The following is a 16,016-nucleotide window of genomic DNA, read 5'->3' as shown; positions in this document are numbered from 1 at the left end:
GCCTCGCGGCGGGACCGGTGCCCCGTTGACGTAACTGTATTCGGGAGCTCTGGCCGGTTGGACCGGCTACGGAGCCTCATTGGCGGAGGGAGCTGTCCAGGCCGTAGCCCTTACAGCAAACCGTCGAGGTTGCCCACGAACTCGGAAGCGGCTCTCTGAACCGCATCTAGTCGTCGATAAAATCGGCGGCCTATTCGATGCCGTCCTTGATGGCTTCTTCCTTGCCACCAACGAGGTCCTGAACTTTGCCCTTCAGATCGTCAAATAATCCCACGGGCACCTCCCTTCAATCACGGAGCCAGTTCGCTCCTCCGTTTTCGATCCTAACCCGAGACCTTGGAGGTGCCAAGGAAAAATTTTGACTGGGATGTCAAACGAATTTTCGAGGGGGTCACAGCTGCTTGTCGGGAGAAAGCTCATGGTGGCGCGGACTGTCCGGATTCATGAGCGAATGCTTGCGACCGTAGCCGAAGTAGATGACCAGTCCGATGACCAGCCACACGACAAAGCGAAGCCAGGTTTCCCAGTGCAACTGGGTCATGAGGAAGGCGGATGCCAGCATGCCGAACGCGGGAACCAGCGGCATGAATGGTAGCCGGAAGGTACGCGGCGCGTCCGGCTTCTTGTACCGGAAAATGATGACCGAGAGGCAGACGACGACGAACGCGGCCAGGATGCCGATGTTGGTCAGGTCCGCAACGGCCTTGATGGGGAACACGCCCGCCAGGAAAGCTGACGTAATGCCCGCAATCCAGGTGACGCGCTGCGGGGTGCCATGGCGGTCCGTCTTGGCAAACCAGCCCGGGAGCAGACCGTCGCGGCTCATGGAGAACCAGACTCGAGTAACGCCGAGCAGGAAGGTCAACATCACGGTGAGGATCGACAGCACGGCGAACACCGAGATGATGGTGGCGATGACAGGTAGGCCCACACTGCTGAAGGCGGAGGCGAAACCGGCCGTCGGGTTGATGTCCTTGTAGTTCTGCATGCCGGTGAGCACCAGGGTCGCCGCAACGTAGAGAAGCATCGCGATGACAAGGGAGAGCACGATTGCCTTGGGCATGTGCTTCTTGCCGTCCTTGGCTTCCTCGGCCGCGGTGCTCATGGCGTCGTAGCCGAACACCGCGAAGAACACGGTCGCCGAACCGGCCACCACCGGGCCGAAGCCGCTGGGCATGAACGGATTGTAGTTGTTCGTGTTGATGTAGAAGATGCCCAGGCCGATGATGAACAGGATCAGGACCACCTTGATGGCCACCGCCACGAGTTCGAAGCGGCCGAAGGCTTTGGTTCCACGCGACAGGATCCAGGTGACCAGCAGGCAGACCAGGATGGCCGGCAGGTTGATGATGCCGCCATGTCCTTCGTCCGCCGTCGAGGTCATCCACGCCGGCATGTGGACGCCGATCCCGGAAAGGAACGCGTCGAAGTAGCCGGAAATGCCGATCGCGACGACGGCGACGATTGCGATGTACTCCAGCAGGAGGTCCCAGCCGATGAACCAGCCGATGACCTCGCCAAGGGCAACGTAGCCATAGGTATAGGCGGATCCGGCGCGGGGGATCATGCCGGCGAATTCGGCATAGGAAAGTGCCGCGGCCGCTGAGGCAAGGCCCGCGACCAGGAACGAGATCAGCACTGCGGGGCCGACACCCGGGGTGTCCGCGCTTCCATGCGCCACGAGCCCGGCCAGGGAGAAGATCCCGACGCCGATGATGCCGCCGACGCCGATGGCTGTCAGTTGCCAGAGGCCCAGGCTTTTGAAGAGCCCGCTGTGCTTGCTTTCCTCCTCGATGTCGTCAATGGGTTTCTTTCTCATGATCGAACGAACGACTGTTTGTTGATTCACCGTGCTCCTGCGTGTGGGCGTGGACGAATTGGGACTGAAGAAAGTATGCGATAGGAATCACATTGGATAAAGTGATTTTTGCTGAGTGGTATTGATCGGTTTTGCTGATCTTTTGAGTAGGGGGCGCGGGTGATGGGCGTCTGCGGGCACAAAAAAAGCAGCTCCGGCGGAGCTGCTTGGGCGGTGTCACTGCTTTTGACCAGCGGCGCTGGCCAGATGTCGAGGAAATGGAGCGGACGACGAGATTCGAACTCGCGACATCCACCTTGGCAAGGTGGTGCTCTACCAGCTGAGCTACGTCCGCACATGACGATCATCCGGTGAGGCCGGACTCTCATCAACAAGCAAGTTGCCTTGCCTTGGTGGGCGATACTGGGATCGAACCAGTGTNNATCGAACCAGTGACCTCTTCCGTGTCAGGGAAGCGCGCTACCGCTGCGCCAATCGCCCAAATGCAATCCGGCCTGGACCGGAAACCAAGGTTTTCACCGAGGTGGGTACGGGATTCGAACCCGTGTATACGGCTTTGCAGGCCGCTGCCTCGCCTCTCGGCCAACCCACCGTGTAAGCACTATTCCTGGGGTTCCAAGAAATCAATGCCGTGACAGTGTCCTGCGAGCGGACGACGAGATTCGAACTCGCGACATCCACCTTGGCAAGGTGGTGCTCTACCAGCTGAGCTACGTCCGCATAGTCTTCTTCGGCGGCCTGCCCGCAGGGGGCATTCCGTCGCTTTCCGACGAGTAAAAACTCTATAGGAGGTTCCGGGAAACTCCAAATCGATCTGTCCGAATCGTAGGCAATGGGCTTAAGTTCCTTGAATTGGCGCGGATTTTGCGAATTACACCAGTGTGATTCGTAGGCCTTTTCCTGGTTTGTTGCCTAGTCGGTCGAGCCGATACTTTCCGGATTTTTGAATTCCGGCCGGGGTCGGCTAGTCTTCTTGTGCACGGGCGATTGGCGCAGTGGTAGCGCGCTTCGTTCACACCGAAGAGGTCACTGGTTCGAACCCAGTATCGCCCACCAAGAAGAGGTCCTGTGCGAAACATTGTTCATGTTTCGCACAGGACCTCTTGTCGTTGCCCACGAGTTCCTTGCGTCAAGCCCATCGAGACCCGATCATGCGCGAGGCTCTGCCCTTACCACCCGGTTCCTTCCGAGTGACTTGGCTTCGTAGAGGGCAGCATCGGCGGCCGCAATCATCGCGGTGAGGTCGACGGCGTCGAACTCAGTTGAGGTGACCCCGTAACTCACCGTTGGAACGTGGATGTCGTCGAGCTTTTTGGCTGTCGCCAAAGAGCGATTGATGTCGGCCGCGATGCTTTCAGCCCGCTCCTGACTGGCCCCCGGCAAGAGCAAGATGAACTCTTCGCCCCCATACCTTCCCACCAGGTCCGTGGATCGTACCGACTCGGTGCACGCAACCGCGAACGCCTGTAGCGCGGCGTCCCCGGCGGCATGACCGTATTCGTCATTGATCGCTTTGAAGTGGTCCAGGTCGGCCAGGATCAAGGAAGCGACGGAGTTTGTGGTGTGCAGGCGCTCGAGTTCCTTCGTGGCCAGGTCCATGAACGTGCCGCGATTGAGAAGCCCGGTCAGGTTGTCGCGGGCAGCGCGTTCACTGAGCCGGTTGATCAACTGATCGTTGCTCAGGGCGGTCATGCTGAAAGACACGGCAACCAGAAGTATCAGCGTGACCAGGCTGGCAATCGACGGGCCAAAATACATGCGGAAGGTCGGCCCGGTTGGACCTTCGACGAGGTACACGGCCAGGCGGCAGAAATAGTACGCGGCAAGGAATCCCGCGGCCAACGCCATCGACTTGTGCACATGGGAGTAGCTGGAATCCAGCAGCCACAGATCGCGCGACGCCAACGCGATGCCCAACGTCATGAATCCTAGATATACCAAGCCCCCGGACCAGGTGTTGTAACCGGGGCTCTCCAATACGGACGCGAGGGCCGTGATTCCACAGGCCGTAGCAAACTGCCATTTTGGCGGCGGCAACATCCTCAAAGACCGGGCGCCGGTCCACACACTCAGCGCTCCAGCCACCAAGAGGACGTTCCCCGAGGGATTCGCCCAGATTTGGTGTGGCGTCCCGTTGAGAAGGAAGGCGAGGTTTCCAGCGAGGAAGAACAAGAGGGCGATGCACCACCACCCGTTGTAGGACGACCGCGTGCGCCTAAACGATGCGTAAAACAGAAGGAGCAGGGTAAGGGCGACCACGCCTAGAGCCACTCGCAGTGTTGTTATATCGAGGACCACTATTCGCTCCCGTATCCGCGGACGTGACCAATTATGGCACCGGGAGTCAAAGAACCCTGTGCGCCATGCATGAGGGTTTAATTAATTACCAGGCCGTGAAGTTCCGTCCGCAGCCACTAAGGCTCCGCATCTTCCTGTCAGCGGTGTGTGAAAGAGTTTTCCTATGACAGATCCACTGCTTGCCCATGCCACCGAATACGGCCGGATGTATGCCCGGTCCACGTCCGAGACCTTCTCGGTCCCTTCCATCACCACGGTGATCGGCCAGCAGGCCCACTCCCTGGACGGCTGGTTCGGCTACATGGGTGCCAGCAGCCTGGCGAAAGACCCTGAGCTCCCGCAGCATCTTTCCAGTCCTGCCAAGATGAGGCAGGCCGTCAACAAGGCAGCAAAGGCTGCGGAGGTGTACCGGGACGATGCCGCACGCCGTGGTGACCGCGTGCATAACTACTGCGAGCAAGTGGCCCTCCGCGCTCTCGGACGCCCGCACCGCGTGAAGGAAACGCGCGACGAGCTCGCTTCAAACGGCGAGGAAGCCTTCGCGGCCCGTTTCGATGAGTGGTGGGAGCTGTACCGGGTGGAGCCCATTGCGCCGGAGATCACTGTGTGGAACGCCAGCGTTGGCTATGCCGGAACCCTGGACCTCGTCGCCAAAATCAACGGCAGGGTCTGCCTGATCGACTACAAGACCAAAGGCACCACCCGCGATGGAACAGTGAAACCTCTCGACGACAAGGTGGTGATGCAACTGGTTGCGGGCATGAAGGCCGAAGAAAGCCTTGTGGATCCAGTGGCAGGGGAGTGGGAGCCGTGGAAATACGGTGAAAACCCTGTCCTGCTCGCGGTGGCTATCGGCGAGACCGAGGTGCGTCCCCAGCGCGCCAACCCGGACGTCCTCAAGCACCACTGGTGGAAGTTCTGCGCCTTGAAACGGGTGTGGGAGATGTCTGCCGATGTGGCCGCAGCCGGAACGGCGTTGCTCCCTGTAGCTCCGCCGTCGTACCCTGCCGCCGCGGCGCCCGCGGCCTCAACTAAACTGGCCTAGGCCCCTTTTGCGGGGATCCAAGCTTCGCCGATCGTGAGGAAAGACAGCACATGGCCATTTTGAGTATCCGTATCATCGGCGACCCCGTGCTCCGCACGGTTGCTGATCCAGTCACGGAATTCGGGCCAGAGCTCGCCAAACTCGTGTCGGACATGACCGAGACCATGGAAGACGTGGACGGTGCCGGGCTCGCCGCGCCGCAGATCGGCGTCAGCCAGCGGGTCTTCACTTACCGGATCGGGGGTGTGGAAGGCCACATCATCAACCCCGTGCTCGAGAGCAGCGATGACTTCCAACCTGACGAGGTAGAAGGCTGCCTCTCCATTCCCGGACTCGCGTTCCCGGTTCGCCGCCGCAGGACCACCCGCGCCACCGGCGTGGACCTGAACGGCAACCCCGTGTCCGTCGAGGCAGAGGGCATGCTCGCCCGCTGCTTCCAGCACGAGACCGACCACTTGGACGGGATCCTGTTCACGGACCGCCTGGAGGGTGAGGACCGGAAAACCGCCCTCCGTGCCATCCGCGCAGCGAACTACCACTCCGTGACTGAACGGACCACCGCCAAGAGGGCCAACACTGTGGGCTCGAGCTTCGGCAGCTTCGGAGCCGCCGAATGAGGGTGCTTTTCGCCGGCACTCCGGCAGTCGCAGTCCCTTCCCTTGACGCGCTGATCGAGGCCGGTTTTGAGATCGTGGCGGTGCTGACCAGGCCGGACGCCCCTACCGGCCGCAAACGGATCCTGACGCCGTCGCCCGTGGCAGCACGTGCAGCTGAACTCGGCATCGACATCATCCACGCCTCCAAGGTGGACGCCGGGACCACCGAGCGGATCGCTTCGTACGAGCCGGACGTCGCAGCGATCGTCGCCTACGGGGGCCTCGTCCCCAAGGCCGCGCTCGGAGTACCGCGCCACGGCTGGATCAATCTCCACTTCTCCCTCCTCCCTGCCTGGCGCGGCGCCGCGCCGGTCCAACGTTCAGTCATCGCCGGCGACGACATCACCGGAGCCGCTACCTTCCTCCTCGAGGAAGGACTCGACACTGGACCGGTCTTCGGGACGTTGACGGAAACCGTACGCCCTGAAGACACGGCCGGAGACTTGCTGGAGCGGCTCTCGCGCAGCGGCGCGATCCTGCTCGCCCAGACCCTCTCCGCCGTCGAGTCCGGCAAAGCGGCCCCCCAGCCGCAGCAAGGCGACGTCTCGCTCGCGCCCAAACTGACGCTCGGCGACGGCCGGCTCGAGTGGACGCAACCGGCCCTCGCCATCAACCGCAGGTCCCGTGGGGTCACGCCCGAACCGGGAGCATGGACCATGCTCGACGGACAGCGCGTCAAGCTGGAGCCTGTAGCTTTGCGCCCGGACATCCGGGACCTTGCACCCGGCCAGGTCCGGGTTGACGGCAAGAACGTCCTGGTCGGGACCGGATCACATGCAGTGCAGCTCAGGGGGATCCAGCCTGCGGGCAAGAAGATGATGCCGTCGGCCGATTGGGCCCGTGGTTTGGCAACACCAGAAAGCGTGGAATTCGAATGAATGAGTCCGGCCGGCGCGGCCCCAACAACAGTGGGAACAGGGACGGCGGGGGCCACGGCAACCGCGGTCCCCGCGGCGAAAGCAACCGCGACGCCCAAGGCCGCGAACGCAACAGGGGCCCGCAACGCGGTTTCTCCACCAACGCACCGTCCCAGCGGACCCGGCGCGCGGATCCGGCACGATTGGTGGCGTTCGAAGTCCTGCGCGCAGTCGCTTCGGAAGACGCGTACGCAAACCTCGTGCTGCCTTCACGGATCCGCCACCACCACCTCGACAAGCGCGACGCCGGATTCGCCACCGAGCTGAGCTACGGGGCACTGCGCGGCCAGGGGATGTACGACGCCGTCCTGGCCGAGTGTGTCGACCGGCCCCTCGCCCAACTGGATCCGGCAGTCCTGGATGCGTTGCGACTTGGTGCCCACCAATTGCTCGCGATGCGCGTTCCTGCCCACGCCGCACTCGACCAGACTGTCGGGCTGGCCCGCGCGGTCATCGGAGCAGGCCCGTCGTCGCTCATCAACGCGGTGCTCCGAAAAGTCACCGCAAGGACGCTTCCGGAGTGGCTCGACCACCTGCTGGAAAACGAGACCGACGAGACCAGGATCGCGTCCGTACGCCACGCGCACCCGGAATGGATTGTCAGGGCGCTGCGCCAATCGCTCGTCATGCATGGCCGTCCCGCGAGCGAAATCACCGAGCTGCTCGAAGCCGACAACGCGGCCCCTGTGGTGAACCTGGTGGCGTTGCCCGGCATCGGCAATCTTGATGAAGCACTGGAAAGCGGGGCCACTCCCGGCGAACTCGTCATCGACTCGGCGCTGTCCAGCGGCGGCGACCTCGGGCGCATGTCCTCCATCCGCGAAGGCACCACGCGCGTCCAGGACGTCGGTTCCCAGTTGGTAGCCCGCGCCGTTGCGGCCGTGGACCTCGGACGGGGCGCCAAAGAAGGCGAGAAGTGGCTGGACCTTTGCGCCGGCCCCGGTGGCAAGGCCGCGCTGCTGGCCGCCCTCGCCCGCCAGGAAGGTGCGAGCCTCTTGGCCAATGAACCCGCAGAACACCGGGCAAAGCTGGTCAGCCAAGCCCTCTCGGCGGTTCCGGGGGACGCCTGGAGCGTGCGGGTAGGCGATGGCCGCGATGTAGGCAAGGAACAACCGGAAACTTTCGACCGCGTGCTGGTCGACGTCCCGTGCAGCGGCCTCGGAGCGCTGCGCCGCCGCCCCGAATCACGCTGGCGCCGGACCCCAAAGGACCTTGCCGATCTCGGTCCGTTGCAGCGTGAATTGCTCAACTCGGCAATCGACGCCGTCAAACCGGGCGGAGTGGTGGCGTACGTGACGTGCTCCCCGCATCCGGCCGAAACCACCGCCGTCGTCAGCGATGTCCTGCGCAAGCGGGACGACCTGGAGCAGATCGACTCCGGTGCGGCCCTGGACTCGGTCAGCCTGACCGGCAACCTCGGCGCCGGGCACGAGTTGACCGCACAATTGTGGCCCCACGTGCATCAAACCGATGCGATGTTCCTGGCGCTTATCCGGAAGAAGCCGTAACTTTCGGCGCCTTTCCCCGGCTGAAAGTCCCGCGTGCCTAAGCTGGAGAATTGCCAACCACCAGACCGCCACCAACCTTGAGGGAACTGCCTTGACTGAGTGCTGTATCAACCCGAGCATCCTGTCCGCGGATTTCGTGAACCTGGAAGCCGAGCTGAAGAGAATCAGCAACGCCGACGCCGTCCACGTCGATGTCATGGACAACCACTTTGTCCCGAACCTGACGCTCGGCCTGCCGGTCGTGGAGCGGATCCAGGCTGTGAGCCCGGTCCCGCTGGACGCCCACCTGATGATCGCCGACGCCGACCGCTGGGCGCCGGCCTACGCCGATGCCGGTGTGGCTTCAGTGACCTTCCACGCGGAAGCGGCGATGGCTCCCATCAAGCTCGCCCGTGAGCTCCGTGCCCGCGGTGCCAAGGCAGGTATGGCCCTTCGTCCGGCCACGCCCGTGGAACCATACCTGGACATGCTCAGCGAGCTGGACATGCTCCTTATCATGACCGTGGAGCCTGGCTTCGGCGGGCAGTCCTTCCTCGACGTCACGCTGCCGAAGATCCGGCGGGCGCGTGCGGCGATCGACGGCTCCGGCATCGGCGTCGCAATCCAGGTCGACGGCGGCGTCACGGAGGAGACCATTGTCCGGGCAGCAGAAGCCGGCGCAAATGTGTTCGTTGCCGGATCCGCCGTCTACGGCCATGCGGACCCCGCTGCGGCTATCGAGCGGCTGCGCGCCGCCGGCCTCGCGGCTATGTGACAACAATGACGCAATTGCCTGCATATTGGTCAGGGAATACAACGGCCATTGCTCCAGTTGTGTCAGAATAGCAACACACATACGTGCTCCGGGGTCGGTGTAATTCCGAACCGGCGGTTATAGTCCGCGACCCGCGAGCCATCGCGTTTCCTTCACGGGAATCACGACGGCGGACGGTTGAACTGGTGGAATTCCAGTACCGACAGTTAAAGTCTGGATGGGAGAAGCACGTACAGTCATGCTTGGGCGTTCCGTGCGCCCGGCATTGCGCTGTCGTACACCCCCGGAGCCATCGCGGCATTCGAGGGAAGGAACGACATGGACTTTCTGCGATGGCTCTTCGAAGCACAGATTCCCGTAGGTGGATCTGTCCTTGTTCTTCGCGAAGTGCTAGGCAATATTTTCGGGCTCGCCAGCGCCCTGGGCGGCATGCGCCGCAAAGTCTGGGCATGGCCCGTCGGGATCGCAGGCAACCTGCTCCTGTTGACGGTATTTCTTGGCAACGTCTTCGGTGCCGCCTCGCCGGCAACCCTGTGGGGCCAAGCCGGACGCCAGATCATGTTCATCAGCGTTGCCGCCTACGGCTGGTACCGCTGGCGGCAAGGCCTCCAAGCAGGCACCCACGGCCGCGCCATCGTGCCCGGCTGGGCAAGCCCCAAAGTGCGGATCGGAATGGTGGCAGCCATGATTGCGGGAACCGCCGCCCTGACTCCCGTCTTCGATTCCATGGGTTCCTACCCTCCTGTATGGGCAGATGCCTGGACCTTCATGGGTTCACTTCTGGCAACGTATGGGATGGCACGCGGCTGGACTGAATTCTGGCTGATCTGGGTTGCCGTGGACATTGTGGGAGTTCCGCTGCTTTTCAGCGCGGGTTATTTTGCCAGCGCATTCATGTACCTCTTTTACGGGTTCTTCACACTTGCCGGACTCTTTGTCTGGTGGCGCGCAGATCGACGTGAAAGCCGGCCGCTCAGGCCAACGCCCGAGCCGGAAACTGCAGGAGCCCTTTCATGAGCGACGCCTCGAAGCTGAATTTCCCGGAGGCTGAGTCCGCGGCCATGGAGACGGCGCTGCACGTGGCCCTCCGGGGACACCGTGGCGCCAATCCCTTGGTGGGAGCGGTTGTGCTTGGGCCCAACGGAGAGCAACTCGTCACGGGCTACCACCGCGGCGCCGGCACGCCCCACGCCGAGGCAGATGCGATCGCGAAAGCGCAGGCAAGGGGCCTCGACCTCGCCGGAACAACCATGGTGGTGACCTTGGAGCCCTGCAACCACATAGGGCGCACGGGACCCTGCACCCAGGCGATCATTGACGCTGGCATCTCACGTGTGGTTTACGCCGTCGACGACCCCCACGATCCGGCCGCAGGAGGTGCCGGCAGACTGCGCGCTGCCGGCGTGGACGTGCGGTCCGGGCTGGCTGACGCCGAGGCCTGGAAACTGAACCGCGAGTGGTTCAATGCGGTGGAGGCGAGGCGTCCGTTCGTTACGCTTCACATTGCGCAGACCCTCGACAGTAGGATCGCGGCTACCGACGGGACCAGCCAATGGATCTCCAGTCCGGAATCACTCGCCGACAACCACGGACTGCGCCGCCTGATCGACGCCATTCTGGTGGGCACCGAAACCGTCCTGGTGGACAACCCGCGGCTGACGGCGCGGGAGCCGGATGGCGAAGTATCGCAAAGCCAGCCACTCCGGGCCGTCATGGGGCTGCGGGATGTCCCTTCGGATGCCGCTGTCCGGGGGAGCGACGGCAAGTTCATCCACCTGCCAACCCGCGATCCTGCCGAAGCTTTGGAGTTGCTGTTCGCCGAAGGCGTCCGGCACGTCATGGTGGAAGGCGGCTCCCGCATCCTGAGCGCCTTCCTCGCCGCGGGTCTTGTGGACGAATTGATCGTCTATCTTGCGCCTACCCTGCTGGGCTCCGGTACACCTGCCCTGACGGATCTCGGCATCTCCACCCTCGCCGACGCCCAGCGCTGGAACTGGGACGACGCCGGTGGCGGTGCGGTCCATGCACTGGGCCGAGACCTCAGGCTGCATTTGAGGTCCGGACCATCGGACGGAAACAAGCCGGCCTGGATGAAGGCCCATACCGAACACCACGAACCATTTCCGGGCAAGGACGCCTCGGACACCACCACAGGAGGACACTGATGTTTACCGGAATCGTCGCTGAACAAGGCACGGTCCTGTCCGTCGGGCACGACGGCGAGGCCAGCGCGACGCTGCGCCTCATGGCCCCCAGCACCACTGAAGGCCTTGGCTTGGGCGGCTCCATCGCCGTCAACGGCGTGTGCCTCACCGCAACGGACATCGACGGCCGGGAGTTCAGCGTCGACGTCATGGGCGAAACCCTCGTCCGGACCACCATCGGCGAACTGACGGCGGGTGACACTGTGAACCTCGAGCGTTGTGTCCAGGCGGGCGGCCGCTTGGACGGCCACGTTGTCCAGGGCCACGTCGACGGCGTCGGGCAGCTTCTGGAGCGCGAGTCGCTGGGCAACTGGGACCGCCTCCGCTTCGCCGTGCCGGCCCCGCTGGCACGCTACATCGCCGAAAAAGGGTCGATCGCCGTCGACGGCGTTTCACTCACCGTCACGGCCGTCAGCCCGGCCGAAGAAGAGAAGCCCTGGTTTGAAGTGGGCCTCATTCCCACCACGCTGGACGAAACCGGTCTCGGGGCCAAGGCCATAGGCGGGCGCGTCAACCTTGAGGTGGACGTCCTCGCGAAATACACCGAGCGCCTGCTGTCCTTCCGTTCGCCGGCAATCGCCGCTGGGGCTGCCCAGTGAGCGCCGCAAGCAACGGCAGTACCACAGTGGTGCGCCAGGGGCTGGATCCCGTTGAGAAAGCTGTGCAGGCCATGAGGGCCGGCCGTCCCGTCATTGTTGTGGACAATGAAGACCGCGAAAACGAAGGCGACATCATCTTCGCCGCCGAACACGCCACGCCTGCTCTCATGGGCTGGACCATCCGCTACAGCTCGGGAGTTATTTGCGTTCCCCTCGAGGGCTCGCGGGCTGATGCCCTGGCGCTGCCGCCCATGGTCCTGGTCAATGAAGACGCCAAGGGCACTGCTTACACGGTGTCCTGCGATGCCGCTTTGGGCGTCAGTACCGGTATTTCCGCCACGGACAGGGCCCTGACGGCCCGGATTCTCGCTGATTCGAGCAGCACACCGTCCTCGATCACCCGGCCCGGGCATATTTTTCCGCTCCGGGCCGTTAATGGGGGAGTGCGTGAACGTCCGGGACACACGGAAGCGGCAGTTGATCTCTGCAGGCTTGCGGGGCTCGCCCCGGTGGGCGTGATCGCCGAGTTGGTACATGACGATGGTGAAATGATGCGCCTGGACAGCCTCCGGGAGTTCGCTGCCGAGCACGGATGTCCTCTGATTTCGATCGAGGACCTCGTGGCTTATGTTGTAGCGTCGGAGGCTGAGAACCAGGTTGCAATTCCGGCAGGAAACGAGGAGCAGCGATGACTACAGCGACAACGCACGACGGCGGCACGCCCGCGCGCGCAACGCATCCCGTGAGCGGCGGCCCGATTGTCCAGCTACCCACCGCCTTCGGTGAGTTCGTGGCACAAGCATGGACCGACCTTGCAACGGGTGCGGAGCACCTGGCGGTGAGTTCCCCGAAAGCGCCGCGTGCAGGCAAGGCCCCGCTGGTGCGCCTTCACTCGGAGTGCCTCACGGGCGACGTTTTCGGTTCGTACCGCTGCGATTGCGGCGAACAGCTGGCCTACGCCCTTGAGCTGATCCGCGAAGAGGGCGGCACCCTGCTCTACCTGCGCGGACAGGAAGGCCGCGGCATCGGCCTGGCCAACAAGATCAAGGCCTACGCATTGCAAGAGGCCGGATTCGACACGGTCGAGGCCAACGAGCAGCTCGGGCTGCCGGTGGACGCACGCTGCTACAAAGCGGCTGCGCAGATCCTTGCCGAAATGGGCCTTCACGAAATCCGCCTCCTGAGCAACAACCCGGACAAGCAGAACAGGCTTGCCGCGGCTGGCGTGAAGGTTATCGAGATGGTGCCCACCGAGGTTCCGTCCCGTGAAGAGAACCTTCGGTACCTTCAGACCAAGAAGGACCGCATGGACCACCGCCTGACCCTCGGCGACACCGAACCGGCCGGTACCCATGCAGCTGCCGGCACTTTTGACCTCGAACAAGACTGAACTGCACTACCAAGACTGAACTGCACTACCAAGACTGAACGGACTACCACACACCCATGAGCGGACACGGCGCCCCCACCATCGACCTCACCACCCTCAACCCGGAGGAAACCCACCAGCTGAAACTCGCCATCGTTGCTGCCAGCTGGCATACCCAGATCATGGACGGGCTCCTCGACGGGGCGCTGCGTGCCGCAAAGGAAGCCGGCATCGCCGAGCCCACCGTGCTGCGCGTCCCTGGATCCTTTGAGCTTCCCGTCGCGGCGGCACGGCTCGCGCCGCACTTTGACGCCGTCGTTGCCCTTGGCGTCGTCATCCGCGGAGGTACACCGCACTTTGAGTACGTATGCCAGGCAGCGACGTCAGGACTCACTGAAGTCAGCGTCCGCACCGGAGTCCCGGTAGGTTTCGGCGTGCTCACCTGCGACACCGAGCAGCAGGGCCTGGACCGCGCCGGACTGGAAGGCTCCTCGGAGGACAAGGGCCACGAAGCCGTGACCGCCGCGCTCTCCACCGCTCTGACTCTCAAGCAGTACACCTAGCAAATCGACGAAAGGGATGTGGGCGTGCCTGCGCACATTGTGCGTTCGCTCACATCCCTTCCGTCATGCAATGACCCGACAGGCGGTCACCGGCCCCGAGCAAGTAGGCTGTAGGGCGTGAAGAATTTCGAGACGCTGTTCGCAGAACTGAGCGAAAAGGCAGCGACCCGTCCGGCAGGCTCCCGCACCGTCGCCGAATTGGACTCCGGAATCCACGGCATCGGCAAGAAAGTCGTGGAGGAAGCAGCCGAAGTCTGGATGGCTGCAGAGTATGAATCCGATGAAGCCGCGGCTGAGGAAATCTCCCAGTTGCTCTACCACCTGCAGGTCCTGATGCTCGCCAAGGGTCTGAGCCTGGAAGACGTTTACAAGCATCTCTAGCCACGTCCGCTCTGTCAGGACCTGAAGAGGCCCTGACAGTGCCCCAGCGTGGCCCCAGCGCTCACTGCACGTCCCTCTGCGGACAGTGCCGTGGGCACAATGCCTGAAACATCCCCTTCCACTCCCCAAGAAAGTCCCCCAATGCTGCGAGTAGCCGTCCCCAACAAGGGGTCCTTGTCCGAAGCCGCCTCCGCGATGCTGACCGAGGCGGGATACCGCCAGCGCCGCGATACCCGCGAACTCGTCATGGTCGATCCCGACAACGACATTGAGTTCTTCTTCCTCCGCCCCCGGGACATCGCCGTGTATGTCGGCCAAGGAACGCTCGACGTCGGTATCACCGGCCGCGACCTCCTGCTGGACGCACAGGTCGAAGCAGAAGAGCTGCTTCCCCTGGGCTTCGCCGCGTCCACCTTCCGTTTCGCCGGCCCCGTCGGTGACTTCTCCGGCGTCGAGCAGCTTGAAGGCAAGCGCCTCGCGACGAGCTACGACGGCCTCCTACGCGATTACCTCGCCGAGCGCGGCGTCAAAGCCAAGGTCGTCCGCCTCGACGGCGCCGTTGAGTCTTCCGTGCGTCTCGGCGTCGCCGACGCGATCGCCGACGTCGTCGAAACCGGAAACACGCTCAAGGCTGCCGGAATGGAGATCTTCGGCGAGCCCATCCTCAAGTCCGAAGCCGTCCTGATCCGCCGCACCGGCGAGGGTGGTGCCGCAAACGGCACCGCGAAGGAGATCGAGGTCCTGATCCGGCGCCTGCAGGGCGTGCTCGTCGCCCGCCAGTACGTCCTCATGGACTACGACATCCGCAAGGATCTCGTGGAAGAAGCCGCCACCCTCACACCGGGTCTCGAATCGCCCACGGTGTCGCCGCTGCGCGACTCGGACTGGGTTGCCGTCCGCTCCATGGTTCCGAAAAAGGAAACCAACCGGATCATGGATGAGCTGTACGACCTCGGCGCCCGCGCCATCCTGGTCAGCAGCATCCACGCCTGCCGCATCTGACACGAGACAATTCCAGGAGTAGCAATGGCTGTAGCAGTACGGGTCATCCCTTGCCTAGATGTCGACGCCGGCCGTGTGGTGAAGGGCATCAACTTCGAGGGTCTTCGCGACGCCGGAGATCCCGTCGAGCTGGCGCACCGCTATGACAACGCCGGGGCGGACGAGCTCACGTTCCTCGACGTCACGGCGTCTTCCGGCAACCGGGAAACAACGTTCGACGTCGTTCGCCGCACCGCCGAGGAAGTCTTCATCCCGCTGACCGTCGGCGGTGGCGTCCGCGGCGTGGCCGAAGTGGACAAGCTCCTGCGCTTCGGCGCGGACAAGGCATCCATCAACACTGCCGCCGTCGCACGCCCGGACGTCATCGACGAGATCACCCGCCACTTCGGATCGCAAGTGCTGGTTTTGTCGGTGGACGCGCGGCGGACGAGGCCCGGCTCCGAGCCGACGGCTTCCGGCTTCGAGGTGACCACCCACGGCGGACGCCAGGGAACGGGAATCGACGCCATCGCGTGGGCCAAGGAAGCTGCGGAACGCGGCGTGGGGGAGATCCTCCTCAACTCCATTGACGCCGACGGCACCAAGGACGGCTTCGACCTCGAACTCATCCGCCTGGTCCGTGCGGCCGTCCACATCCCGATCATCGCTTCCGGGGGCGCTGGAGAACCGGCGCATTTCCCGCCCGCAGTGGAAGCAGGTGCCGACGCGGTTCTGGCCGCCTCGGTGTTCCACTTCGGTCCGGATGACATGATCGCCCAAGTCAAGGCAGCGATCCGCGAAGCGGGCTTCCTGGTCCGCTAAGGCTTCCAACCCAACTGACTCGCAGTTAACGTCGTTTTGAAGCCTCATAACGACTGTGAGGATTGTTGTGGCTGGTCTGGGACTGGCTGGCAGAGTAGGT

16 protein-coding genes, 5 tRNA genes and 1 riboswitch are annotated in these 16,016 nt (G+C 63.5%); of the genes, 15 read left to right on the top strand and 6 right to left on the bottom strand.

What is annotated here, in order from left to right:
* Positions 1-391 precede the first annotated feature (391 nt).
* From AC4CS3_RS19095 to AC4CS3_RS19075, 5 genes are all read right to left on the bottom strand, one after another.
* On the bottom strand, positions 392-1,819 hold the full coding sequence (locus AC4CS3_RS19095) for an amino acid permease (RefSeq protein ID WP_441413326.1): 1,428 nt from the start codon (positions 1,817-1,819) through the stop codon (positions 392-394).
* A 258-nt stretch (positions 1,820-2,077) separates the two neighbouring features.
* Positions 2,078-2,153, bottom strand: a tRNA-Gly gene (locus AC4CS3_RS19090).
* A gap of 56 nt (positions 2,154-2,209) precedes the next feature.
* Positions 2,210-2,299: transfer RNA gene (locus tag AC4CS3_RS19085), tRNA-Val, on the bottom strand.
* Positions 2,300-2,340: 41 nt separating this feature from the next.
* Positions 2,341-2,411: transfer RNA gene (locus tag AC4CS3_RS19080), tRNA-Cys, on the bottom strand.
* 55 nt (positions 2,412-2,466) lie between these two features.
* Positions 2,467-2,539 (bottom strand) — tRNA-Gly (locus AC4CS3_RS19075).
* 261 nt (positions 2,540-2,800) lie between these two features.
* Here AC4CS3_RS19075 and AC4CS3_RS19070 point away from each other — a divergent pair.
* Positions 2,801-2,875: transfer RNA gene (locus AC4CS3_RS19070), tRNA-Val, on the top strand.
* 93 nt (positions 2,876-2,968) lie between these two features.
* Here the strand turns inward: AC4CS3_RS19070 and AC4CS3_RS19065 are convergent.
* Complete coding sequence (locus AC4CS3_RS19065; RefSeq protein ID WP_490784740.1) at positions 2,969-3,742, bottom strand: GGDEF domain-containing protein; 774 nt, start codon at positions 3,740-3,742, stop codon at positions 2,969-2,971.
* 538 nt (positions 3,743-4,280) lie between these two features.
* Here AC4CS3_RS19065 and AC4CS3_RS19060 point away from each other — a divergent pair.
* From AC4CS3_RS19060 to hisF, 14 genes are all read left to right on the top strand, one after another.
* On the top strand, positions 4,281-5,162 hold the full coding sequence (locus AC4CS3_RS19060) for a cytochrome (RefSeq protein WP_490784739.1): 882 nt from the start codon (positions 4,281-4,283) through the stop codon (positions 5,160-5,162).
* A gap of 50 nt (positions 5,163-5,212) precedes the next feature.
* A complete protein-coding gene (gene def, locus AC4CS3_RS19055) occupies positions 5,213-5,779 on the top strand; it encodes a peptide deformylase (protein WP_345446608.1) in 567 nt (188 codons plus the stop codon).
* Complete coding sequence (fmt, locus tag AC4CS3_RS19050; protein ID WP_490784738.1) at positions 5,776-6,696, top strand: methionyl-tRNA formyltransferase; 921 nt, start codon at positions 5,776-5,778, stop codon at positions 6,694-6,696. Before def ends, fmt begins: the two co-directional genes overlap by 4 nt.
* Positions 6,693-8,243, top strand: coding sequence for an RsmB/NOP family class I SAM-dependent RNA methyltransferase (locus tag AC4CS3_RS19045; protein ID WP_490784737.1), 1,551 nt, complete (start codon positions 6,693-6,695; stop codon positions 8,241-8,243). The genes fmt and AC4CS3_RS19045 overlap by 4 nt, the downstream gene beginning before the upstream one ends.
* A 91-nt stretch (positions 8,244-8,334) precedes the next feature.
* Positions 8,335-8,997, top strand: coding sequence for a ribulose-phosphate 3-epimerase (gene rpe, locus AC4CS3_RS19040; RefSeq protein WP_234750213.1), 663 nt, complete (start codon positions 8,335-8,337; stop codon positions 8,995-8,997).
* 79 nt (positions 8,998-9,076) lie between these two features.
* A riboswitch (FMN riboswitch) is annotated at positions 9,077-9,231 on the top strand.
* A gap of 84 nt (positions 9,232-9,315) precedes the next feature.
* Complete coding sequence (gene pnuC, locus AC4CS3_RS19035) at positions 9,316-10,014, top strand: nicotinamide riboside transporter PnuC (protein WP_490784736.1); 699 nt, start codon at positions 9,316-9,318, stop codon at positions 10,012-10,014.
* The gene (ribD, locus tag AC4CS3_RS19030) at positions 10,011-11,162 is read left to right on the top strand and encodes a bifunctional diaminohydroxyphosphoribosylaminopyrimidine deaminase/5-amino-6-(5-phosphoribosylamino)uracil reductase RibD (RefSeq protein WP_490784735.1); all 1,152 of its coding nucleotides are present in this window, start codon (positions 10,011-10,013) and stop codon (positions 11,160-11,162) included. Before pnuC ends, ribD begins: the two co-directional genes overlap by 4 nt.
* Entirely contained in the window at positions 11,162-11,800 is a 639-nt protein-coding gene (locus AC4CS3_RS19025) for a riboflavin synthase (protein WP_490784734.1), read from the top strand. Before ribD ends, AC4CS3_RS19025 begins: the two co-directional genes overlap by 1 nt.
* A 71-nt stretch (positions 11,801-11,871) precedes the next feature.
* On the top strand, positions 11,872-12,492 hold the full coding sequence (gene ribB / locus AC4CS3_RS19020; protein WP_490784784.1) for a 3,4-dihydroxy-2-butanone-4-phosphate synthase: 621 nt from the start codon (positions 11,872-11,874) through the stop codon (positions 12,490-12,492).
* Entirely contained in the window at positions 12,489-13,190 is a 702-nt protein-coding gene (gene ribA, locus AC4CS3_RS19015) for a GTP cyclohydrolase II (protein ID WP_490784733.1), read from the top strand. Before ribB ends, ribA begins: the two co-directional genes overlap by 4 nt.
* A 56-nt stretch (positions 13,191-13,246) precedes the next feature.
* Positions 13,247-13,732, top strand: a complete 486-nt coding sequence (gene ribH, locus AC4CS3_RS19010) for a 6,7-dimethyl-8-ribityllumazine synthase (RefSeq protein ID WP_490784732.1) — start codon at positions 13,247-13,249, stop codon at positions 13,730-13,732.
* A 117-nt stretch (positions 13,733-13,849) separates the two neighbouring features.
* Complete coding sequence (locus AC4CS3_RS19005) at positions 13,850-14,113, top strand: phosphoribosyl-ATP diphosphatase (RefSeq protein ID WP_018778638.1); 264 nt, start codon at positions 13,850-13,852, stop codon at positions 14,111-14,113.
* A gap of 141 nt (positions 14,114-14,254) precedes the next feature.
* Complete coding sequence (gene hisG, locus AC4CS3_RS19000; RefSeq protein ID WP_345446579.1) at positions 14,255-15,115, top strand: ATP phosphoribosyltransferase; 861 nt, start codon at positions 14,255-14,257, stop codon at positions 15,113-15,115.
* Between the two features lie 24 nt (positions 15,116-15,139).
* On the top strand, positions 15,140-15,916 hold the full coding sequence (hisF, locus tag AC4CS3_RS18995) for an imidazole glycerol phosphate synthase subunit HisF (protein ID WP_345446576.1): 777 nt from the start codon (positions 15,140-15,142) through the stop codon (positions 15,914-15,916).
* Positions 15,917-16,016 lie beyond the last annotated feature (100 nt).

It is taken from the genome of Arthrobacter sp. SE2, assembly GCF_058244265.1.
The sequence above is the reverse complement of the archived record's forward strand: the minus strand, read 5'-3'. Positions and strand labels throughout refer to the sequence as shown.

What these genes read in the sequence shown, in the direction of transcription:
- AC4CS3_RS19095 (WP_441413326.1), bottom strand. Translation starts at nt 1,819, where the DNA reads ATGAGAAAGAAACCCATTGACGACATCGAGGAGGAAAGCAAGCACAGC.
- AC4CS3_RS19065 (WP_490784740.1), bottom strand. Translation starts at nt 3,742, where the DNA reads ATGACGTTGGGCATCGCGTTGGCGTCGCGCGATCTGTGGCTGCTGGAT.
- AC4CS3_RS19060 (WP_490784739.1), top strand. Translation starts at nt 4,281, where the DNA reads ATGACAGATCCACTGCTTGCCCATGCCACCGAATACGGCCGGATGTAT.
- def (WP_345446608.1), top strand. Translation starts at nt 5,213, where the DNA reads ATGGCCATTTTGAGTATCCGTATCATCGGCGACCCCGTGCTCCGCACG.
- fmt (WP_490784738.1), top strand. Translation starts at nt 5,776, where the DNA reads ATGAGGGTGCTTTTCGCCGGCACTCCGGCAGTCGCAGTCCCTTCCCTT.
- AC4CS3_RS19045 (WP_490784737.1), top strand. Translation starts at nt 6,693, where the DNA reads ATGAATGAGTCCGGCCGGCGCGGCCCCAACAACAGTGGGAACAGGGAC.
- pnuC (WP_490784736.1), top strand. Translation starts at nt 9,316, where the DNA reads ATGGACTTTCTGCGATGGCTCTTCGAAGCACAGATTCCCGTAGGTGGA.
- ribD (WP_490784735.1), top strand. Translation starts at nt 10,011, where the DNA reads ATGAGCGACGCCTCGAAGCTGAATTTCCCGGAGGCTGAGTCCGCGGCC.
- AC4CS3_RS19025 (WP_490784734.1), top strand. Translation starts at nt 11,162, where the DNA reads ATGTTTACCGGAATCGTCGCTGAACAAGGCACGGTCCTGTCCGTCGGG.
- ribB (WP_490784784.1), top strand. Translation starts at nt 11,872, where the DNA reads ATGAGGGCCGGCCGTCCCGTCATTGTTGTGGACAATGAAGACCGCGAA.
- ribA (WP_490784733.1), top strand. Translation starts at nt 12,489, where the DNA reads ATGACTACAGCGACAACGCACGACGGCGGCACGCCCGCGCGCGCAACG.
- ribH (WP_490784732.1), top strand. Translation starts at nt 13,247, where the DNA reads ATGAGCGGACACGGCGCCCCCACCATCGACCTCACCACCCTCAACCCG.
- hisG (WP_345446579.1), top strand. Translation starts at nt 14,255, where the DNA reads ATGCTGCGAGTAGCCGTCCCCAACAAGGGGTCCTTGTCCGAAGCCGCC.
- hisF (WP_345446576.1), top strand. Translation starts at nt 15,140, where the DNA reads ATGGCTGTAGCAGTACGGGTCATCCCTTGCCTAGATGTCGACGCCGGC.